The following is a 17,432-nucleotide window of genomic DNA, read 5'->3' as shown; positions in this document are numbered from 1 at the left end:
TATGCAAATTTTTATTCATTATTTTGCAAATGCAGCCGTGGATGGATTCGACTTTCTTGCCGGAGGTTGCTATCATCAAGATAAAAAGAAAGAGAGGTTAGAAATCTCCGAGAGGGAGATTTACTCTCCGTCATCAAGATAGGCTAGTTATAAACTAATCCTATTAAAAGTAATGGAATTAATTATTTTATTTTTAGTAACAGTCGCTGCAGAAGTGACTGCCCATTGCATCAACAAGATGATAGATAATTATTTTGGAGATAGATAAAAACTGAAAAGTTTTTTAGAGGGTGTGTCAAAACCCTCTTTTTAACAAAATTACCCTTGCTACAGATATCTGTGACAGGGGTGATTTTCATATTTTTGGTGTTTTGACACATCCCCTTTTTAGAACTAGATTAATTTTTATCTTGTTTGTTTGCTATCTTACCAATATTAACGGATATGCCAACTATAACTTTTAATACAGCCCATGCTGTCAAAGAAGACAATCCAATTGTGATGGCTTGAATAATAATGGGCCAGTTGTAGTCACCTCCATGACTATTCCCAAATGAGGATTCATAAGTGCATTTGAATAATAGCAATAACAAAGCAACTCCGATACCAATAACAAGAACAACATCTGCTATGGTGTCTAGTGTTTTTTCTTCTTTTGTAAAATCTACTTTCCTTTTTCCTTCTTCAGCTTGATTTTCCATATTATTTGATTTTTGGATTATGACGTAAAAATATGAATAAAATCTCTGTTTGTATATTTTATCATAAATAAGTTTTATGGGTATAGTAAACAGGGAGGGAGCCCTTTATATGGCTACGGGTGTCGATACTACCGGGTTGTACTCCGATAGCCGGGAGGTTATAGGGATAATTAAGGCGATGGCCGGACAGATAACATCGTTCGATGTCTTTTCTGGCATAGGGATCAGTGCGGCAACGGCGTTCGCTAGTGCCGCTAAGAGCTCTTATGACTTCGAAAAAGAGTTCCGGAAGAACATGCTGGAAGTGGCGACCATTTCCACGCAGGTGACGGATGATATGACCGGTTTTATGAATCAGATCATGTCTATAACCCAAGAGATCCCGATCAAGGCTCCGGATGTAGCTAAGGCCTTGTATGGTATTGTTTCTGCTGGCCACGATGGAGCGGATGGAATGAAGGTTCTTGAAGTATCAGCCAAGTCTGCTATTGGGGGTATGACAGATACGGCGACTGCGGCCGATGCTATTACTACGCTTTTGAATGCCTACAAAATGGGCGCTGATGAAGCCGAAAAAGTTTCAGACCAACTTTTCACTACTGCTAAACTTGGTAAGACTACATTCGGAGAACTTGGACAATCTATTGCTCAGGTTGCACCAATCGCGGCAGCCTATGGGGTTGAAATGGACCAGGTGCTGGCGGCAGTTGCTACCTTGACCAAATCCGGAACTCCGACAGCACAGGCTATGACACAGATACGGGCTTCGATAATAGGAGCTTCTAAAGTATTAGGAGATGGTGCTTTTAATACTCGTACATTCCAAGAAGGACTAGCGGAGATTGCGGCTAGAGCTGGCGGTTCAGAGTCTAAACTGCGTGAACTTATTCCGGAGGTTGAAGCGGTAAACGGGGTTCTTGGTTTAACTGGGATCAAGGCTCAGGACGCAGCGGAACATCTTAAGGCTATGAATGAATCGGCAGGATCAACAGAAGCTGCATTTAAGCTTATGATGAATGATGTTGATAAGCAAATGACGCTTTTATCGAATAATATTCAGACTACATTGCGCCCGATGGGGGAAACTATTTTGAAAAATGTATCGGAAGCAGCTAAGACCATTAACCACGGATTTGAGACTGGTGACGTTCAAAATAGTATGGAAAATCTTAAGAAATTGCTTATAGGAGTAGCCGGTGCATACGTGACATATAAGTCTTCTGTCATTGGAGCTTCTGCAGCCGAGGCATTCCATTCGGCAAAGGTTTCTATATCTAATAATTTGAAGACGATTCAAAACACTATAACGGGAGAATCTATCATTGCCAAAGAAAAGGAACGGTTATATCAGGAGGCCTATAATGCTTCTTTGGAAAAGACTATCACTGAAGAACAGCGGGCAAAATTATCTAAAATGAATTTGAAGGCCGGTTCTGAAGAGTATATAAAGGCTTTGGCTGATCAAGCAATGCAGGAGAAGAAAAACGCTGATAACCTTGTTGAATCTCTTACAAAACAGGTAGAAGCGAATAAAGTAAAACTAGCCTCTGCTAAAGAGAAGTTGGATATATCCAAAAAATCAGTCGAAGCCGCGAAGGCTGAGTTTGATGCAGCGTTTGAAGCTAACGATTTGGCTGCATTGGAAGTTGCTCAAACCAAATTAAATGCAGCTGCTAAGCGTGAGGAAGCTGCAGCAACAAATGTGAGTGTGTCTGCAAAGAAATTGAAATCGGCAGAATCAAAATTGCTCACAGCTTCAATTAATGCAGAGAATGCTGCAACACGAATAAATACGGCTACAACCGTGGCTAATACAGCCGCAACCAACGTTGCTACAGGTGCTAAAAATAGATTAAAAGTTGCTACCGTTGCGTTGTGGAGAGCAATGAAAGCTAACCCATTAGGAGCTATTTTGACTATGATCAGTTTAGCCACAACAGCTTATATGTTGTTTGCTGATAAAATTAATGCAGCTGAGACAGCTCAAAGCCGATTGAATAAATTACAAAAGGCTACAGCTGATAATATGGCTAATGAGCAAGCCGAATTGAGATTACTCCTTTCTGTTGCAAAAAATGAATTGATTAGTAAAGAAGATCGTGAGAAAGCGATCAAAAAGCTGAATGATATATCTCCTGAATATCTAGGTAATTTATCGTTAGAAAATTTGAAGACTCAAGAGGCTATGAATTCGATAGATGCATATACAAAATCTATTGAGAAAAATGCAAAGATGAAGGCTGCTCAAGATATGGTCGTTGATAAGCAAAAGAGAATTAATGAACTCAATATGGAGATAGCCGCAGAGCAACGTTGGTATGATAAATCTAAGTCCGGAACCGATACAAAGCGAATTCATGGAGATAAGTTGTTTAGATTGATTGATGAGAAAAAGACTTTGCAAGGGGATATTGACCAAATTCTATCGTTCGCTCAAGACCAAGCGGAGAAGAAGCCGGTATCGATACCCGTTAATGTTCAACTGGAAGCAGAGCAGGCGAATTTATCCGCTTTAATGGATAAAAAGGAAGAAATTGAAGCGAAGATAAAGGGCAATCAAGATAAGGGACTTTGGGTAAATGCTTTTGATATTACTCAACTAAATGTAGTAAATGATGAGTTGAAAAAAACAAATGATCATCTTATTTCATTAAATAAAGAGGCGTCTAAAAAGACAGAGGATGAAGGCGAAACTGTTCTCCAGCGAAAAATTGATTTAACAAATGAACTAGCTAAAGCAGAAGCAGAACTAAAGAAGCTCCGTGCTCCGGACTCTAAGGCCACGCAAAACGAGATAAATGCGGCACAGACCAACATTGAAACAATTAAGGGAAAGCTAAAGGCCTTGACGGGAATCACAGAAAAGGAAGGAGGCAAATTGAAACAAGCTCAAGTGGACCTTGCTCGCTCTATCCTCGACAATGAGTTAAAACTACAGGCCGATCGTATTACCATAATGAAAGACGGTAAGGACAAACGAGTGCTGTTAGCCGATCAGGAATATAAAGAAACCATTGCCGCTATCCAGAAAGAGAAGGAGGAGTATCAGAAAAAAGTTAAAGAATCAAGAGGCAAAGAAAATCCTGCTGTCCTTTCTACTTTTACCGATCGTGAAAACTCTGCTAAGGATAAGCGAAACAACGATGTTGCCAATATCGCAAAGGAGTATTCCGATCAGTTGAAATCAATACAGAACGATGTTGACTCTCATTTCCGGAGCCAACTGGATAATCGTTTGATTGAGATCGATAGTTACTACAAAGAGCAGATCAAAATAGCCAAGGAAGCCGGCGAAGAAGAGGAAGGGGACTTTATCCGGATGCTCGTTAGAAAGCAACAGGCGGAAAGGGAATACACCCGGAAAGAATCAGCTTTGTCTACTGTCGATTTCAAGGAGCAGGTAGACCTCGGCCATCTTGAAAACAAGTCCAATGACACTTACTTTGTCGAAGAGACCGAACGACAGAAAACAGAAATTGTACGTAAATACGCCCTGGAACGTATAACCATCCTCGACAGTATGGGGGATGAGCAGTCCAAGAAAGACGCTGAACTTTTAAGGATCGCTGTCGAAGGATATGATAAGGCCCTGTCAAAACCAAGTAAGAAATCCATCAATAACCTGATTGATGAAAAAGCCATAAAGGCATTGCAGAAGCGCTTTATGGATCTGGGTATGTCCGAGGAAGAAGCGAAAGAAAAGGCGATCGAGTATGCAGAAGGCTTTAAGGGCAAGATGCAGATGGTGGCCGATGTAGCCGATAGCCTGAAAACGGCTTTTGGAGGCATCTCCGATGAATTGGATATGGCCTTGGATGCTGTTAGCAATATCGCTCAGGGATTTGCCGAGGGAGGACTAATCGGAGGTATCTCTGCGGCAGCCGGCCAACTAGTCAGTGTTGTCAGCAATCTGTTTACTGCGAAGAAGGAAATTGATAAATCCATGGTGGAAGGGTATGAAACCTATATGGATGCTATCAATGACCTTATCGATACCCAGGTTGCCCTCCTTGATAAATTGGGAGGCATGGCGTTTGGTCAAAATATCATTGACACAACAAAGGACATAGCTAAATCCATTGCGGCCAGCCGTACATTGTTCAATGAAGCGATGAGAGCCGGCTCCGGTATGTTCTCCCACAGCGACGGTTACAAGGCCAACAAGATGCTGAAAGGGTATGTCAACGAACTTCGCGAAGTAGGCATCTATACGACCGATTTAAGCCGGATGACTAATGAACAGCTGGCCTCGTTGAAGAAATTGCCGGAGGTTTATGCCCGTCTTCCGGAAGGACTGCGTAAGTATATTGATGCTATCGCTGAAGGTATTGATAAAACGGAAGAATTTAAAGATCAGATTCAGGATACTGTTCTTGGTCTGGATTTCACAAGCATAACAGATATGATTGTAAATTCCGTTACCGATCCATCAATAGATAATGCTCTGGAAGAGCTTGAAGTCAATATCGATAAAACGATTGCCAGTATAGCCCAGAACATGCTTCGTCGTAATATGTTACTCGGCCCATTAGAGAAGATGACCAATGACCTATATAAGTCGATGGAGAAGAAGGATAAGGATGGCAATACTTATTACAAATTGACAGCTGAATCGGCTAAGAGTTTCAAGGATAATGTATTGGGATTGGGTAAACAATTTCAGGATGCATGGAAGGAGTTGGAAGAGGCTTTTAGTTCCAGCGGCATTGATCTGATGCCTAAAGATCAGGAGGCGACGGAAGATGTATCGGATAACTCCCTGAAAGGGGCTTACGCAAAAGCAAACCAGGAATCGATAGATCTTTTGGCCGGACAAACGGGTGCCCAACGTGTTGCAATAGAATCTATCCGTGAGCAGATGCAATTTATCCGTGACCTACAGGTACAAGGCTGGAAAGATGTGACAGCCATTAAGGAATTAGTTGGCAAGCTAAAAGAAGTATCCGATAAGATATATGATGCGGTAGATGAGATAAAAGGGCATACAGGTGAACTGTCTGAATACTCTGAGAGGACGGTTAATGCCGTGGAAGGAACGTTGAACGTAAAAGTGAAAATGTGATGACAATCGACAGAAAAAACATAAATGAATGGGGTTGTACATTGTTGGAAGGCTCTTTCGACGACCTGTTGAAATATCCGAAGCGTAAAGCTGTGACTACTCGGGACTGGGCTGAATCGAATGGCATTGTCCCGGACCTGTCGGAGGTGGAGTTCGAAGCCAGGACAATCAAGTTGTCTTTTTTCATGGAGGCCTATGGAGAGTTGGAGTTCTGGCGCCGGTATAACAAGCTGACGTCTGACTTGTCTGCTACCGGATACCGGGAGATGAACCTGATTGAAGGTATGACAAACCGGCTTCGACTGAACGCAGGGGTTAAATACGAGTTACCGGTATTTCTGAATGCGAATAGGAATTGCTCAGTTCTTGACCTAAATTTTATAGAGGATAATTTTACTAGAGTCTCAGCGTATCCTTCCGGTGGGATAAGCTTGCGCGGACAGTTTGCGATAAACGGCTATGACTTCGGTGAGTTCGGCATCGGGTGCGATGACGGCCTGGAAGACATACTGAAGACTCCGGCCTTGAAAGATCCTTTTACCGATGGCCGTAACATCGACCTTACAACGATCCGGACCCAACACAAGACGATCAAGTTATCGCTTTGGATGATGGCAAAAAGCGTAGGAGAGTTCCTGAACAACTATCATGCCTTTTTTACCCAACTTTCGGGTACCGGAACACAGAGCTTATATATTAATACACTAGGTGCTACAACACAGGTCTATTACTCAGACTGTCCGTCTTATACGGTTGAGATATGGCAGGAAACGGACATCATGGTCCGGTTTACAATCTCTCTCGTGATCCCGGTAGTAACCTGGGTTGACACCGGTGGCGTGACAAGGTACAGAGTATTACAGGATAAAGAACTCGGTCTATTGGCTGATGAACAAGGTAGAATTATAGTATTTAATTGATATGGCGACAGGTGAATTTGATATAATTTATGCGAATGCGTTACCGGCTGCGACGAACGTGACCGACAATGATATGATCCTTATCATTCAAGCTGGAAGACCGAAACGTGCTTTGCCTTCCACAATGAAGGGGCGACCAGGTGATCCTGGGTTAAGTGTTTACTTGGGTGTGGATGCTACATCTATTCTTTGGAAGCAGGGGCCATCCGGTACTTGGCAAAATCTTATTTCCTTAGAAAAAATCCGTGGTCCGAAGGGAGAGAAACCTTTGTTCCGGAAAGTCGAAGGTACTCTTCAACTGAAGTATGAAAATGAACCAGACTCTGCCTATAAGAGCATTTTTGATCGGGAAGAATTGAAAATGAAGTTTTCAGATCTTACTGCGGAAGAACGCGACTTGCTAAGACTGCATTATTCTGATCTGACCGGGGTGGAAAAGGCCGAACTTCAGAAACCCGCCACCGATGCCGCCAAAATCATCACCGATAAGATGGCTCAGATCGAGCAAACCGCTGATCGGAAGATTGCTGACTTGATAACCTTTGAAGGCACAGCCAAAGAACAGGAGGCAGATCGTGTAGATGCCGAAAAGAAACGAAAAGCCGAGGAAGGAATACGGAAAACCGACGAAGCAGCCCGGGTCTCTGCCGAGGAACTGCGTGAACAGGGTGAGTCGAATCGTATAGCTGAAGAGGGTAAGCGTGTGTCCGCAGAAGAAATCCGTGACAACGCAGAGCAGGCCCGCATCAGGGAAGAAGGAACTCGGAATACGCAGGAACAGGCTCGTGAGGATGCCGAAGACGCCCGTGTTTTGGCTGAGAAAAACCGCGTTACTGAAGAAGGTAAGCGCGATGCTGCCGAAGCTTTACGTAATCAGTCTGAACAGACCCGTGTTACGGAGGAAGGAAAACGTGATATTGCTGAACAGAATCGTGTAGCGTCGGAAGTTGATCGTGGGGATGCTGAAAAATTACGTATCTCTGCCGAAACAGGACGAGATGAAGCTGAAAAACTGCGTGTATCTTCTGAGGCGGACCGAAAGACGGAAGAAGGTAAACGCGATGCAGCAGAGCGAGCTCGTGAGGATGCCGAAGCTGCTCGCGTTGAAGCCGAAAGGCTCCGTGCTCAGGAAAGCCGGGAGGCTATAGATAAAGCCGAATCCTCTGCCGGATTAGCGGACTTGGCGGCTGCTGCTGCCCAGGAAGCTGCAGACAAACAGCCCATTTTCGATACTTTTGGTTATGTATACTTTTGGAACCGTACATTAAAGGATTATGTCAAGAGCGACATAAACCTAATGGGAAAACCATTTAGTATAGCAGAAACATATCCTTCGGTAGAAGCTATGAAAGCGGATGCCGATAATGAAAAAATCCCATTAGGATCTTTTGTTGCTGTTAGTATACCAATACCTGATGTTCCTGAAGGAAGTGATACAGAAGAGCCAGATACGGCTAAACTCTACATAAAGAATGAACACGATGGTGTAATCAGTTTCAATTTTATCGTAGATATGTCCGGTGCACGAGGATTTACAGGTAAAACACCGCAAATTAGTATCGGATTGGTAACTAAAGGTGAAAATCCGTTTGCCTCTTTATCTCCTGATGGAACAGATACTAATGGAAACCCTAAATATTTATTGAATGTCGTATTACCGAAGGGCGATAAAGGCGATAAGGGAGATGTTGGTCCTATTGGCCCTGAGGGAAAACAAGGCCCAATAGGTCCGAAAGGTGATACTGGCGCAGCATTTACCTATGACATGTTTACTCCAGATCAGCTAGCCTTATTGGTAGGTCCTGTCGGTCCAATTGGTCCGAAGGGCGAAAAGGGCGACAAAGGTGATAAAGGTGACAAGGGAGATCAGGGGATACAAGGTATTCAGGGTCCAATCGGTCCCAAAGGTGAAATCGGGGCGACTGGTGCTAAAGGGGCAACAGGGGCAAAGGGTGATACCGGTGCACAAGGCCCGCAGGGATTGCGTGGCGAAAATGGTGTATCCTGTGATTGGCAATGGTCCGGCACCAGTTTGCGTATCTACGGTGCATCCGGGTGGAGTAGCTATGTAAATCTACAAGGTCCTCAAGGGCCGAAAGGTGATACCGGGCTAAAGGAGCTGCCGGAGCAACGGGTGCAGCGGGAACAAATGCAACGATCACCGGTGCATCTGCGACTGTTGATGCCAATGTCGGTACGCCATCTGTTACAGTCAGCCTGGGAGGGACGGCTTCAGCCAGGACATTTGCATTTGCATTCAAAAATTTGAAAGGCGCTACTGGAGCAACGGGCCCTGCCGGAGCAAAAGGAGCCACTGGTGCGACAGGACCAGCTGGTAAGAATCTGGAATTTACCTGGAACGGATATACGTTAGGCGTTCGTCAAGAAGGACAGACTACGTATACTTATTCCCAGAGTCTTCGTGGTGCGACTGGTGCAACTGGACCGCAGGGTCCGAAAGGCGACAAAGGAGATACTGGGGCAACAGGAGCAACCGGACCGCAAGGCCCTAAAGGGGATTCTGGTGTATTCAGTGGAGGGAATGTTACAAGCGCAATTGTAATTACATCAGGTGTTATAGCTGAAGCAATACAATTTAAGCGAACATCCGGAGGAGCCGCAATTGTTCAAGGCCAGAGTTCGTTTGAATTAACAACATATTCATCTTCCTCAAATATAAAATTTAATGTTGGAGGTGATAATAAAATAAATTTAGGTAGTAATCAAAATTATACAAAGATTGCTTGGACTGTTGGGTCTGATATCCGTTCAAAAAATGTACTAGGACCAGTAACTGATATAACAAGAGTATTAAGGTTGGACATTATTAGATATACAAGAAAAGACGATTCAACCAATAAGGAATGTATAGGAGTATCGGCACAAGACCTATTAAAAATTTTTCCGGAATTTGTTGCTTATGATAGTACAGAAGATTTCTACAGTGTAGATTATGCCGGTTTAGGAGCCTGTGTTGCGGTCCTAGGATACAAGTCTCTCCATAAAGAAATTGAAAAATTAAAGCAAGTAATAACAGAACACGGCTGGGAACTCCCTGCCGCATAAAAATATCAGCGTAAAATGAAGAAAGAGGAAATTGTGAATTTGAATCGTACACTATTGTATGTGTCGTTCGGAAATATGAGTAAGGCTGGAAAATCGGCCATGATGCGTAACCTTGTCCGGCTGGGAAAACACTCGAAGGAAATCGAGGAAGCTATGAAGATCGCTTTCGATAAGTTCAAACCGGCCGGCTTGGATGATCTTATGAAGAAGAAAGATCGGTCCGAAGAGGAACAGAAAGAACTTGATGGCCTGACAAAGAAGTTTGATTCGGACATTAAAGATTACACGTCTGAGCTCCTGGCCGAAGATGTTGAGATCGAGATGCACTATATCTCTGATGTAGACTTCGATGACCTGGTAGATGCTACTTCTAAGTCGACGAAAGAATTGACTGCCGGTAATTTTATGTATCTACGCGAATATCTGGTAAAGGAATGATTCCGGGCTTTATCATATTCGAAATTGTATTCTGGGTACTGTACTATATCGTTACCCGGAATATCAAATCTGATGTTGATTTGTGGAATGATGAACAGGAATAACGTAAAACCGCCCCGAATCTCGCGACCCAGAGCGGTTCAAAATATTAAACTCCTTCAAAGAAGGAGGTGTATGCAGCAAAAGTAATGTTTAATTTAAAAAAATGTAGTATGAAAAAGATTTTATTTTTAATTGTAGCTTTGATTTCTTTGATTTCAGGAAACATTTACGCTCAGGAAGTAGTCACGGACCCTGTTGTTAGTATTGTAATTGACCTCGGAACGTTTACCGGCATCGTAGCGGTAGTGTCAACCTTAGTTACACAGATCACAAAGGTTGTTCCGGCTATCTCGGACAGTAAGCTGATTAAGATCCTGATCTCAGTCGTTACCGGTATTGCGGTTTGTATGGCCTGTTGGCTATTGAAAGCAACTCCGTTACTCAATGATCTCGTGTGGTGGCAATCGCTTTTATATGGTTTGGCTACCGGATTGTCCGGATGCGGTTTTTACGATATCATCAAAGCGATCGGATCGTTGTTCGGTAAGCAGGACGAGGTGATACATTATAATAAGTAGTAAAAAAACTCCGCCTTCGAACTTCACAGCAGGAAGGCGGATACCTTAAATCTAATATTTGTATTACAATTAATAATACAAACTCACACAAAAGTAAGATTATATTTTAAAGTATGAAAATTAAGCGGGGAAGTACGGTATTATGTGATGCTTATCTGAAAAATAATAGCTTCACGGTTGATGAGATCATGGGTGAGCAAACGCTTACCCTAAACTTCTTGTCCCGTGATGTTATTGATTTTGAGGTCGGTGATTACGTGGAATGTGAGGGTGAAAGGTACAAGATCCGGTATAAGGAGAAGGTTACTAAGCGGGAGAAGTCGCTTGGCTGGGAGTATAATATACCGTTTTACTCAAGTAAATATGACCTGGAAGATGTCGTGTTCTTTCTAAATGGAAAGCCTGAGTACAAAAAGAATTTTGACTCTTATACCGGTACGGCAAGACAAATCCTTGAACTGATCGTTAAAAACATGAACCGCGAAGATTCGGGCTGGAAAGTTGGATCGTGTATAGAGTCTCGTCCCATAACCATATCATTTAAGGACAAGAGCGTTGGGAATGTCTTAGATGATACAGTTAAACAGATTGATACCGAGTATTGGATATCCCAGAAAACGGTTAGCATAGGGAAAAGAAAATACGACAGTAACGGCCTTGTGCTGGGGCAGGGCGAAGGTCTTGGATTTACCGAACTGGAAGTATCGTCTGTCGATGAAGAACGACCGACCACGGTTATTTACCCTTACGGCTCAGATAAAAACTTGGGCCGGATTACGGTGCAGACTATTTGATGTTACCAGGCGGCCTGAAAGAGATGTCGAAGAATACCGACAAGTATGGACGACTAGGGCAGAAAAAGATACAGTTTGATCATATCTTTCCGAAAGGCGAATTTTTAGTGACTACGAAGATCGATGATTTGACATTACAAGCATCCGGTATTGACTTTAATTTGAAAGACTGTTTATTGGATGAAGTGGAGGCAATCGTCACATTCCAGGACGGTGGTCTAGCCGGATATGATCTGGCTATCGTCAAAGAGAGTGTGGATGACAAGATAAAGCAATTTAAGCTCAAAGAAAACAAAGAGGAAAATGCTTTGACGGTCCCTGGCGATATCAACTTCGCTGTCGGTGACAAGTTTATCCTTACCGGCATAAAGATGCCACAGGTCTATATTGATAATGCCTCTAGCCAACTAGCGGAAGAAGCTCAGACCTGGCTCGACGAACATTGCGAAAAGCGTATCCAGCTGAGAGGGAAATGCGATGAAGTGCTGTTTCGACAAATGAATCTATTCATTGCCTGTGGGCAGATGGTTGGGGTTTATTCCGATCAGCTAAAGATTGATCGAGAGATTCGGGTCACGAAAGTTAAGCGTTATATCGAAAATGACGACAAGCCGGCGTATCGATACGAGTTGACTTTATCTGACTTCCTGCAGGGTAATGGCTTCAAGGACTTGGTAAATGATGTCGATAAATTCCCGGATGAGATCGAGGATAAAGTTAAGCCGGTCCGCGAGTGGACTAAGCGGTCATGGCGTGATGTGATGGAGACGTTAGGTATGATGTTCGATCCGGAGGGGGATTATTTTACGGAGCTCATCAAGCCATTAGCCGTGCATACTGCTCAACTGATTGTAGGAACCAATTCTCAGCAGATGGATTTGATTGGAGTGAAGTTTATTCCTAATGCCGATAACGATCCTAACTACTTCAAAAATACAGCTGGAGAATTGGTTCATTTCACAGTAAGCGAAACAGTCAGGGAATGGTCTATCCCGGCGGCATCTTTCCGACTTAGTAATTCATTGGCCTATTATGTTTATGCCAAGTGTCCGAAGGAGGGTAGTGCTGGATCTATATTTGTCTCTGAACGGCAGATTAAGCTAGAGGCAGAAGCCGGTTATTACCATTTTTGGATTGGCGTACTGAATACTCCGGAGGATAGTATTCGCTCCTGGAACCCTAACTATGGTTTTACAGAGATAGCCGGGCAGACGATCACGACCGGTGTTATTAAGGACAAGTTGGCTCGATTGGTAGTTGATTTGGTGAATGCCCATATTATCGCAAAAAATGGGGCCACGATTTCGGGAAAGATTTTGTTTGGTGAAGGAACGTCTGGTTTAGAAAATATAAAGGAATGGCCGGCCGCAAAAAAGATAATTGACGATGCCGTTAGAGAAATAGACGAAACGAGTAAAGCCTTGACCGATTTTGAAGGAACCGTGAATGGAGCCTTTAAAGACGGAGTTATAGAACAGGCTGAAGCTAAAGCGATAGAGAAATATATCAATACTCTCAATACGGAGAAAGCTGACGCGGACGCTGTTTATACGAAGTTGTACTCCAATATATATCTTTTAGGTTCTCCGAAGACTGACCTGTTAAACTCGAAGATTACCTACAATGGTGCCCATACCAATCTTATTAAAGCGGTAAATGACGCTATTGCCGACGGTCGTACAACCGTGGCTGAGAAAAACAATGTCGATAGTAAGTTTACTGCCTACAAAAATGCTATTGCCGATTATAAATCAAAGGTGGAGGCTGCCAATAAGGCTATCCAGGATACGCTTAAAAGCTATTCGGACGAAGCTCTGGCAAAAGGAAAAGAGGCCTTTACGGCCGCCAGCAATGCCCAGGCTTCAGCAAACCAAGCTCAACAATCTGTATCAGGCCTGGGAAATTACATAGATGGCGCTTTTTCTGATGGCATAATACAGGAGTCAGAGGCCAAGGCTATCGAAAAGTACATCAATACAGTAAAAACCGATAAGGCAGCTGTAGAAGCTACTTACAATAAGTTATATGTCAATAGCTACTTGACCGGTACCGCAAAATCGGGATTACTCAATGCAAAGGTGACTCTGTTTGGAGCGATTGACAATCTACTGTCGGCAATCAATAGTGCTATTTCTGATGGTAAAACGACAGTTGCTGAGAAGAATAACGTCGACAGCAAGTTTTCATTATTCAATTCAGCTATGTCCTCATTTAACACAGCCGTGGAAACGGCCAATAAAGCTATCCAGGATACGCTTAAAAGCTATTCGGATAATGCGGCTTCAAATGTCCCTGATTCTTTTAAAGATTCTTTGGCTCAACGTTTGGGGTATACTAATTATGCCGCATTGGAAGCAGCTGCTGATGCCGGTAATACAGTTGTCAAAAACGGCAAAATTAATACTGTACTGCTCGAAGCAGCAGCAATTGTAGCGAAAGGAATTACGGCAGAAATGATAGAAGCCCTTGATATTGAAACAAGTAGGCTAAAAGTACTAAATGGAGCTAAAATCGGTAAATTTACAATAGAAGATGGATGGTTAACAGGCTATACGAGTGGTTTAGCGGATGCTTTATATAATGTGATAAAATTACGCCATACCAAAAGCTCTGATGGGTCATTTTCACAAATAACTTTAGGGTCGAATGTCAATAATAGTTTGTTTTCAAACCAACGTGTAACAGCTAGAATATACAATGGTATATCAAACAAAAATACGAGTATTTATGCTGGTTGGGGGGATTTTTACCGAAACACAGCCTTACAGCTGGAAGCAAATTACGCAGATGTCAATCTAGCCTTAGAAACTATAGGCGGTCGTATGCACAGAGGAAAGTTGTGGGAAATAGAAGAGGTGTCTCCTATAACAGGGGGAGGGACATATAGTCCACAGTTGAATGGTAGTATATATCTGTTTCGAGATTTAAAGGCCGATCTAACCTTTGAATTACCTCAATTTTCAACGATACAAGATATGTTTGGTAATTTTCAAAGTGGAGTGTCTGCTTCACAATACGGAATTTACACAATCAGAATTTTTATTGATAGATACTGTTCGTACAGGGTACTCGTTGCAGGAACATCGACGACCCCGTTATTGAATCATAATGGAGACATACAAAACGATGCCTCTGGTGTATCCTATGGTGCACGATGGATGAGTAGAGGAGATTTTATGGTTTTAGTTTTTTACAACAAAGCTTGGTATATACAAAGCCTTTCAAATTAGTATGATATGAAAATATATGTAAGGAATAGTGATGGATTCGTATTGAATAGTTACCAATTCAATAGCTCTTTTCCCGGTGGAATTAATAATGAGACGATGTATGCCGGAGAAGATTGTACGATATATGACATCTCAGATATCCCCAATGATCCGGATCAGAAGTATTATTTTAAGAACTACTATTATAAAGATGGAGTTCTTGAGCTTAAATATACTCTTGAAACTTATGAGGTTGAGAAAGAGATCGATCGGCTGAAAAAAGAACTCTCTGACTCCGACTACATTGTGATTAAATCCTACGAGGCAACAATGATCGGACAACCGGTAGAGTACAACATGGGCGAAATACATGTTTCCCGACAAGAGTTACGGGATAAGATAAATGAGTTAGAAGAATTATTAAATCAAGAAGGAGGTGTGAAGTGAACATAGAATTAACGGACATAATAACAATCGTCGGAACGATGGGTGGATTCGAAGCAGTGAAATGGATTATCGGTTTCTATACGAACCGAAAGACAAATGCACGTATCGAGGATGCCCATGCAGATGTGGAGGAATTCAAGGCTTTACGTGAGTATAACGAGTTCCTGCAAAAACAGCTGTCAGAAAAAGAAGAACGCTTTGTAGAACAAACCGGAAGGCTTCGACAGGTACAGGATGAGCTTTTTACTTTGAAAGAGAGCTATTCGGATGTCAAGCTGGAACTTGCTTTGAAACGATGTGAACGTAAGAAGTGTGGCGATCGTGAACCGCAGAACGGTTATTAATGAAGGAGGATAAAAATGAAGAAAGAATTACCCAGAGGATTAAGAAACAATAACCCCGGAAACATCCGTATCAATAATGATCTGTTTCAGGGGGAGATTAGGCCGAGCAAAGACAAGTCTTTTAAGCAGTTCGAATCAATGGCGCACGGCTATCGGGCTATATTCAAGATATTGCGAAGCTACTATAATAACTATCACCTTGACACCATTCGCAAGATGATTACCCGTTGGGCACCACAGAAAGAGAACCATACGGAAAAGTACATCCGGTTTGTATCTGGTTACGCCGGTATCCCTGCCGATGATCCGATTAATGTAAATAATCGGGAACAGATGATTCGGATAGTGGCAGGTATGAGCCGTATGGAGAATGGGAAAGATGCTGAGATGTCGGATGTTATTGCCGGGTGGAATCTGCTATGAAATCTTGGCGTATCATTTGTGTGCTGTTGCTTTGTACTGCCTGTTTCTTTGTCGGCAGGCGTACAAGGCAACCTGTTGCTTGTGGCGTAATCCGGGCAGATACGATAACCATTCGAGACACGTTACGCGATTCGGTTCCCTATCCGATATACGAAACCCTTATAAGGGAAGTTCCGGAGCCTTTCCCGGTTTACATAACCCGGCAAGGCGATACGGTCCACGATACGATATATATTCCTGTTCCTATTTCCCAAAAAGAATATGCTACGGACAACTATCGTGCATGGGTTAGCGGTTATAACGCTGCCTTGGATAGCATAGATGTGTTCCCAAAGACTGCTTACATAACGAAAAAGGTTCCGGTTCGTAAGTGGGGGTTGGGACTCATTGGTGGATATGGTATCGGTCAATCTGGCTTATCTCCTTATATAGGCATTGGGGGATATTATAGGATTTGGTAACATTAATGGTTCATTGTTATTTGGATGGCTGTTTTTTGATGATAATCCAAATAAAATTCATTACCTTGCAAAACTTAATTCATAAAATAGAAAACAAAAATGAACGATACTCAATTTGAACTGGCTCTTATAGAGAGAAAAGTAGATAATAGCCCGGTGCAACAAAGATTATTGGATGGTTATGTGAATGCTACTGCACTTTGTAAGGCGGCGGGCAAAAATTTTGCTGATTACAAAAGATTAAAAGGTACAGATGATTTTTTGAAAGAGCTTAGTTCCGATGTGGGAATTCCCATAACGGAACTAATACAGACAATTACAGGTGGAATACCTCAAGCACAAGGTACTTGGGTACATCCACAAGTAGCAATAAATTTAGCTCAATGGGCTTCTCCCAAATTTGCGGTATTGGTTTCCAAATGGGTATTTGAATGGATGAATGGAAATATTCCGAAAGCTAAAAGCTTACCATATCATTTGCAACGGTATATGATGAATAGGACTCAGATTCCACCTACACATTTTTCCATATTCAATGAGATTGTATATAATCTGATAGCTCCATTGGAGGATCGAGGCTACCAGCTTCCAGATAGTATGGTTCCTGATATATCGGAAGGTCGTATGTTTGCAAGCTGGGTAAGAAATGTTAAGAAATTGGAGCCTAACGATTTTCCAACCTATACCCATACATATCCCGATGGAAGGAGTATCCCGAATGTGAAATTGTATCCTAATTTCTTGCTTGGAGACTTTCGGGATCATTTTCATAATGAGTGGTTGATAAAGAACTCATATAAATATTTTAAAGAACGGGATAGTAATGCTCTTCCTTATTTGCAGGAAATGGTTGCGGCTTTACCTGAATCCCAAAAGACACAAGCTTTGTTACAATGGAAAAAATCTAAGAAATAGAAATTTTTCGATTAATTTGGTTTGTCGCCGAA

At 42.5% G+C, this 17,432-nt stretch carries 14 protein-coding genes; 13 read left to right on the top strand and 1 reads right to left on the bottom strand.

Features of this window, described 5'->3' with window-relative positions; translation table 11 throughout:
* Positions 1 to 398: 398 nt before the first annotated feature.
* Positions 399 to 701 (bottom strand): hypothetical protein, encoded by a 303-nt coding sequence (locus C825_RS18535; RefSeq protein ID WP_010803607.1) that lies wholly within the window; start codon positions 699 to 701, stop codon positions 399 to 401.
* 76 nt (positions 702 to 777) lie between these two features.
* Between C825_RS18535 and C825_RS18530 the strand changes: the two genes are divergently transcribed.
* From C825_RS18530 to C825_RS18470, 13 genes are all read left to right on the top strand, one after another.
* Positions 778 to 5,763, top strand: coding sequence for a phage tail tape measure protein (locus C825_RS18530; RefSeq protein WP_010803606.1), 4,986 nt, complete (start codon positions 778 to 780; stop codon positions 5,761 to 5,763).
* Positions 5,763 to 6,683 (top strand): hypothetical protein, encoded by a 921-nt coding sequence (locus tag C825_RS18525; RefSeq protein ID WP_010803605.1) that lies wholly within the window; start codon positions 5,763 to 5,765, stop codon positions 6,681 to 6,683. The genes C825_RS18530 and C825_RS18525 overlap by 1 nt, the downstream gene beginning before the upstream one ends.
* 1 nt (position 6,684) lies before the next feature.
* Entirely contained in the window at positions 6,685 to 8,952 is a 2,268-nt protein-coding gene (locus tag C825_RS18520) for a collagen-like domain-containing protein (protein WP_250690602.1), read from the top strand.
* A complete protein-coding gene (locus C825_RS18515; protein WP_250690601.1) occupies positions 8,949 to 9,749 on the top strand; it encodes a tail fiber domain-containing protein in 801 nt (266 codons plus the stop codon). Before C825_RS18520 ends, C825_RS18515 begins: the two co-directional genes overlap by 4 nt.
* A gap of 15 nt (positions 9,750 to 9,764) precedes the next feature.
* Entirely contained in the window at positions 9,765 to 10,187 is a 423-nt protein-coding gene (locus C825_RS18510) for a hypothetical protein (protein ID WP_010803603.1), read from the top strand.
* 212 nt (positions 10,188 to 10,399) lie between these two features.
* A complete protein-coding gene (locus tag C825_RS18505; protein ID WP_010803601.1) occupies positions 10,400 to 10,807 on the top strand; it encodes a hypothetical protein in 408 nt (135 codons plus the stop codon).
* 113 nt (positions 10,808 to 10,920) lie between these two features.
* A complete protein-coding gene (locus C825_RS18500; RefSeq protein WP_250690600.1) occupies positions 10,921 to 11,601 on the top strand; it encodes a hypothetical protein in 681 nt (226 codons plus the stop codon).
* Complete coding sequence (locus C825_RS18495) at positions 11,601 to 14,831, top strand: hypothetical protein (RefSeq protein WP_250690599.1); 3,231 nt, start codon at positions 11,601 to 11,603, stop codon at positions 14,829 to 14,831. The genes C825_RS18500 and C825_RS18495 overlap by 1 nt, the downstream gene beginning before the upstream one ends.
* 6 nt (positions 14,832 to 14,837) lie before the next feature.
* Entirely contained in the window at positions 14,838 to 15,257 is a 420-nt protein-coding gene (locus C825_RS18490; protein ID WP_010803599.1) for a hypothetical protein, read from the top strand.
* Positions 15,254 to 15,601, top strand: coding sequence for a hypothetical protein (locus C825_RS18485; protein WP_044214509.1), 348 nt, complete (start codon positions 15,254 to 15,256; stop codon positions 15,599 to 15,601). Before C825_RS18490 ends, C825_RS18485 begins: the two co-directional genes overlap by 4 nt.
* Before the next feature lie 15 nt (positions 15,602 to 15,616).
* Positions 15,617 to 16,024, top strand: a complete 408-nt coding sequence (locus tag C825_RS18480; RefSeq protein ID WP_010803597.1) for a hypothetical protein — start codon at positions 15,617 to 15,619, stop codon at positions 16,022 to 16,024.
* On the top strand, positions 16,021 to 16,485 hold the full coding sequence (locus C825_RS18475; protein ID WP_010803596.1) for a DUF6808 domain-containing protein: 465 nt from the start codon (positions 16,021 to 16,023) through the stop codon (positions 16,483 to 16,485). Before C825_RS18480 ends, C825_RS18475 begins: the two co-directional genes overlap by 4 nt.
* A gap of 99 nt (positions 16,486 to 16,584) precedes the next feature.
* Entirely contained in the window at positions 16,585 to 17,400 is an 816-nt protein-coding gene (locus C825_RS18470) for a KilA-N domain-containing protein (protein WP_010803595.1), read from the top strand.
* The last annotated feature ends 32 nt before the right edge of the window (positions 17,401 to 17,432 follow it).

The organism is Parabacteroides sp. ASF519 (assembly GCF_000364265.2).
GTDB lineage: Bacteria > Bacteroidota > Bacteroidia > Bacteroidales > Tannerellaceae > Parabacteroides > Parabacteroides goldsteinii.
The sequence above is the reverse complement of the archived record's forward strand: the minus strand, read 5'-3'. Positions and strand labels throughout refer to the sequence as shown.

What these genes read in the sequence shown, in the direction of transcription:
- C825_RS18500 (WP_250690600.1), top strand. Translation starts at nt 10,921, where the DNA reads ATGAAAATTAAGCGGGGAAGTACGGTATTATGTGATGCTTATCTGAAA.
- C825_RS18535 (WP_010803607.1), bottom strand. Translation starts at nt 701, where the DNA reads ATGGAAAATCAAGCTGAAGAAGGAAAAAGGAAAGTAGATTTTACAAAA.
- C825_RS18495 (WP_250690599.1), top strand. Translation starts at nt 11,601, where the DNA reads ATGTTACCAGGCGGCCTGAAAGAGATGTCGAAGAATACCGACAAGTAT.
- C825_RS18470 (WP_010803595.1), top strand. Translation starts at nt 16,585, where the DNA reads ATGAACGATACTCAATTTGAACTGGCTCTTATAGAGAGAAAAGTAGAT.
- C825_RS18510 (WP_010803603.1), top strand. Translation starts at nt 9,765, where the DNA reads ATGAAGAAAGAGGAAATTGTGAATTTGAATCGTACACTATTGTATGTG.
- C825_RS18490 (WP_010803599.1), top strand. Translation starts at nt 14,838, where the DNA reads ATGAAAATATATGTAAGGAATAGTGATGGATTCGTATTGAATAGTTAC.
- C825_RS18525 (WP_010803605.1), top strand. Translation starts at nt 5,763, where the DNA reads ATGACAATCGACAGAAAAAACATAAATGAATGGGGTTGTACATTGTTG.
- C825_RS18530 (WP_010803606.1), top strand. Translation starts at nt 778, where the DNA reads ATGGGTATAGTAAACAGGGAGGGAGCCCTTTATATGGCTACGGGTGTC.
- C825_RS18480 (WP_010803597.1), top strand. Translation starts at nt 15,617, where the DNA reads ATGAAGAAAGAATTACCCAGAGGATTAAGAAACAATAACCCCGGAAAC.
- C825_RS18505 (WP_010803601.1), top strand. Translation starts at nt 10,400, where the DNA reads ATGAAAAAGATTTTATTTTTAATTGTAGCTTTGATTTCTTTGATTTCA.
- C825_RS18520 (WP_250690602.1), top strand. Translation starts at nt 6,685, where the DNA reads ATGGCGACAGGTGAATTTGATATAATTTATGCGAATGCGTTACCGGCT.
- C825_RS18475 (WP_010803596.1), top strand. Translation starts at nt 16,021, where the DNA reads ATGAAATCTTGGCGTATCATTTGTGTGCTGTTGCTTTGTACTGCCTGT.